Here is a 3908-nt window from a genome sequence, read left to right as displayed (position 1 = left end):
GTTCGGAACCCCAGATTGTCGGCAAGGTACGCGCCGCCCACTGGTTGGCCAAAGGGGCACTGGCTCCTGATCCTGCCGCCATGCTCGCCCGATCTCAACCCGATCAAGACAGGTCTGCTCAAAACTCAAGGCGCGGCTGCGGAAGAAGGCGGCCAAAACTTTCGACGCTCTCTGCGGAACTCTCGGCGATATCTGCCAGCTGTAGGAGCCAAATCAAAAACCATTAATTGCGACAGGTGATTTTATGACATTCATTGCGAAGAGGCCAGAATGAACAGCGGAAGAGAGTAGCAGCTCTCTGGTCGCGGCGAGGTGGATCGTCGACACGATCGGCACCTGGCCCGTGCGGGGATCGCACCGCAGCCAGCACCAGAGCCAGACCTTGACCGCTTGCCTTGCTCAGGCGCCACAACAACGAGTGGCTGGAAGCAGATCCACGTGAACTCAGCGATATCGATCAGACGATGCTTACCCTCATGAAAGCCGATCCCGACGCTGTCCAGCGCCGCGAAATCCTGACCAGCATATGGCGCATCGGATGCCACCGCCTGCACACTCACCATCGACATGCCGGAACTCGGAACCAAAGGCCGCAAGCCTCGCCGGCCTCGGCAAAATGGAGCGGCCGCGCCTTCATCCGGGGCGGCCGGGCCAATGTTCGCCAGGCCCTCTACATGCCCGGCCCTTCGCCCTGCGCTTCAACCCCGACCTCAAGGCAAAATACCAGGCGCTAAAGGCGGCAGGCAAACCCGCAAAGGTCATCATCTTGTTGCGAAAGCTCCTCATCCTAGCAAACGCTCTCCTCAAGGCGCAGCGAAAATGGCCCCTAAAACCCTTGACCGAAACGGATACCTTAGCCTTTCAGGTGAGGCGGGCCGAGATAGACCAACCGCGGGTTTAACTTCGCGAGTTTAAGCTGATTATGCCGATGCAACTCTAGCGCCTGCGCGACCGTTTTAGCTTCCATCAACAAGGCGGCAGGCTGGGAGGAAGTACCCTCCCCTGCCGCGAACAAGCTTTGGACAAAGCCCCACCTTGTCCGTAATGTGATCGGGAGGCCGGGGCGCGGCGGTGCTCAGCGGATGTGACGCGCGAGATCTGCGACCCTACCCATCAGCACTTCCATCGGTCCTCGCTGGAAGATGCGCAGCCAAAGCACCGCAAAAGTGCTGATAACCACAACGAAGCCAAAGAGCGTGGACAGGCTCTCGTCTTTGAAAATGTTTATCTTCATAAGATAGGCTATTCCCGCAATGTGCAGCACATAGGCCGTCAAAGACATCGAGCCGACTGCGATTATTGGCCAGACCAGCTTTCGCAGACGCGGGAGCGCATCCACAGCGAGCATGCAAGCCGCCAAGATGATCATTGCGCAACCGGTGCTGCCCACGATCGAAAGCGTCGTTTCGCTATGAGGTGCGGCTATCCATGACGACTTGACTATAAATGACGACTTGGAAGGCTCAAAAGCGCCGTCAACGTCAGACCACCACAAGGAGGTTTCAGTCAAAGCGCGGGAACTCAGCGCGAGCAAGGATCCCCCATGGCCCAACACGGCCAGCGCGACCCCCGCCAGACCAAGGCGCCAATGCGCTGCTAGCGTATTAAGATTAAGGCGCGCGATGGCCATGCCAGCGATGAGGAAAGGAACCCAGGTCACCGCGGGATAGTAGCCGTTGACCATGAGGTTGAAGACCGGGTCGAGGAGGTTGGGGGCAACCGACAGAAGGGAGGAACGGACTTGCGGGAGAACTAATGCCGTAGCGGCAGCGATCAAGCCCAGCTGATATGCGCTGAGCCGATGGAGCGGCAATACCAACAAGAAGCAAATTCCGTAGTATTCTAGGATGACTTCGACCTGGGTACCGAGGCAGCCCAGGATTGAGCCAAGCGCGAGCAAAACAAGGGCACGAATTGCGACTCTGGCGATGGCCTGTCTACCGGCTATCCCCGACTTCGGCGCCTTGCGACCTGTAATCAGGAGGATTGAAAAACCGGCCAATACGGCAAACAGGGCCGACGGCCGCCCATGGGTTAGTTCCATCAGAAACCCGACTAGTCCTCCTTCGCCGGGGTCGGGACCGAGATGGGCGGCATACATCCCGAAGACAGCCAGGCCCCGAGCGAGGTCGATGCCGACCAGCCGATCTACTACCGACCCATTCCTAGCGTCGGCAACCGGTGCCTTCATTACCATGGTAGATTCCCTTGTTGGGTGTGTGGATCGCGGGAGCCGCGATAGGAGAGCCGGTCGGCTGCTGCCGTCGCCTCGTGAAAGGGTTCAAAACATCGCGCCATCTGGCGCATCGAGCCGGCGACAGAGCTGTTCAGCCATTAGCCTGGGGTAAGAACAACAGATCGGCTCACAAAGCCTGTGTCACGGACCTGAAAAGTGGTGTCGCGGAACCGTCGTTTTTTGCATGATGGCTAAGCCGAGAGATCCACTGCACCGACGAGAGACTCAGCGACGTTAGATATCCGATCAGTACGCCGCGGCTCCGCCGGTGACGATCACCCCGGGTGTCAAGGCCAGGGCGTAAACCTGCCATAATCTGTGGTAGTGCGCCCGCGACCAATCCGTTCGACAAAGCTCGGCGCATGGTCGAGCCAATCATATTCTTCCATGTGGCTGTTGCCTGAAAAACCGAAGACGCCGTTCGCTGGTCCAGCTCCAGACCTCGGCCTGCGTCGGTCATTAGAACCGGCGCGCCTGTTTCCCAAATCAATTTGCTGATGCAGCCGCCGGGGGTCACATTGAGCAAAAGTGCCGAGTTCAGGACGGGTTTCATAGGGGCTCTTCGTTTGGCTTTGTTAACGACCCCTTTCTTGCAAGTTGTAGCTGACAGCAGCCTGAAAGCTCCCCAAATAATTCGCTGCCGCCGGTTCAGCCTATTGTCAGCTTCGACCAATAAGATGGGAGCCTTGCCCTCATACCGGAGCTCGGCAGCATGATGCGAATACTGCTCACTGAAGACGATAAGGACCTTGGAAGTGCTATGCACGATCATTTGGTGGCTGGTGGCCACGCGGTCGACTGGGCCAAGAACCTGTCCGAAGCGCGCGATTATGCAGCTGTGGTCGGCTACGACCTTATTTTGCTCGACGTTCACCTGCCGGACGGCAATGGGATCGACTATCTGCGGGAGCTGATCAAGGAACTTGAATCGGCACCGGTCATCATTCTGACAGCCTGCGATCGGATTTCGCATCGCATCGAGGGCTTCAACGCTGGAGCCGACGACTATTTGGTCAAGCCGTTCGATCTGGGGGAACTCTCAGCGCGTATCCATGCAGTGGCACGTCGCCATGGGCATTTTCCGGAGCCGCAATTTTCGGTTGGGACGCTTTCCATACAGGCAGCCGAGCGACGCCTCTTCCGCGACGGGCAGGAGGTCTACCTGACTTGACGCGGATGGGCGGTGCTCGACTACCGTCTGCCCCAGCCCTGCACGGTCGTTTCAAAAGGGAAGATCGTGGACGCGCTTTTCGGCAGACGGCGCTGATTCATACTCTAAAAGAAAATTCGGCTTCCAGTTGCCTTGGCCATGACTTTCCTTCCCGAGAGATGGGTGACAGTTCATTCCGGATAGATGGGTTACACTTTCGGCCCTTTGCAAGGAGAGCAAGGTGCCTTGGAAGGAGTGTAACGTCATGGAAGAGCGGCTGAAGTTCGTCGCCCGGCTGCTGGACGCGAGAAGATGGCGGTGCTTTGCCGGGAGTTCGATATCTCGCGCAAGACCGGCTACAAGATCCTCACGCGCTACAACGACAGCGGCCTGGAGGGCTGACGGACCGATCGCGGCGGCCCTATCGCCACGCCAATCAGCTTCCGTTTCAAATCGAGAAGCTGATTGTGCGCCTCAAGCAAGACAAGCCGACATGGGGTGCGCCGAAGATACGCGAGCGGC

General features: G+C 58.2%; 2 protein-coding genes and 1 pseudogene. 2 read left to right on the top strand and 1 reads right to left on the bottom strand.

The genetic code is table 11. The features are described 5' to 3' along the window. Nucleotides 1-1075: 1075 nt before the first annotated feature. Nucleotides 1076-2197: a DUF418 domain-containing protein gene (locus ENZ75_RS24315; protein WP_063169274.1), complete on the bottom strand. Its 1122-nt coding sequence runs from the start codon at nucleotides 2195-2197 to the stop codon at nucleotides 1076-1078. A 751-nt stretch (nucleotides 2198-2948) separates the two neighbouring features. Here ENZ75_RS24315 and ENZ75_RS24310 point away from each other — a divergent pair. Further along, complete coding sequence (locus ENZ75_RS24310; protein WP_224570033.1) at nucleotides 2949-3407, top strand: response regulator transcription factor; 459 nt, start codon at nucleotides 2949-2951, stop codon at nucleotides 3405-3407. A gap of 244 nt (nucleotides 3408-3651) precedes the next feature. Further along, nucleotides 3652-3908, top strand: a pseudogene (locus tag ENZ75_RS24305) (helix-turn-helix domain-containing protein); the annotation flags it as partial.

Source organism: Mesorhizobium sp. M7A.F.Ca.CA.002.04.1.1, assembly GCF_004022805.1.
Classification (GTDB): domain Bacteria; phylum Pseudomonadota; class Alphaproteobacteria; order Rhizobiales; family Rhizobiaceae; genus Mesorhizobium; species Mesorhizobium ciceri.
This window is presented reverse-complemented; position numbering and strand designations above follow the sequence as displayed.

Coding starts and splice junctions, on each gene's coding strand:
- ENZ75_RS24315 (WP_063169274.1), bottom strand. CDS start 2,197: ATGGTAATGAAGGCACCGGTTGCCGACGCTAGGAATGGGTCGGTAGTA.
- ENZ75_RS24310 (WP_224570033.1), top strand. CDS start 2,949: ATGATGCGAATACTGCTCACTGAAGACGATAAGGACCTTGGAAGTGCT.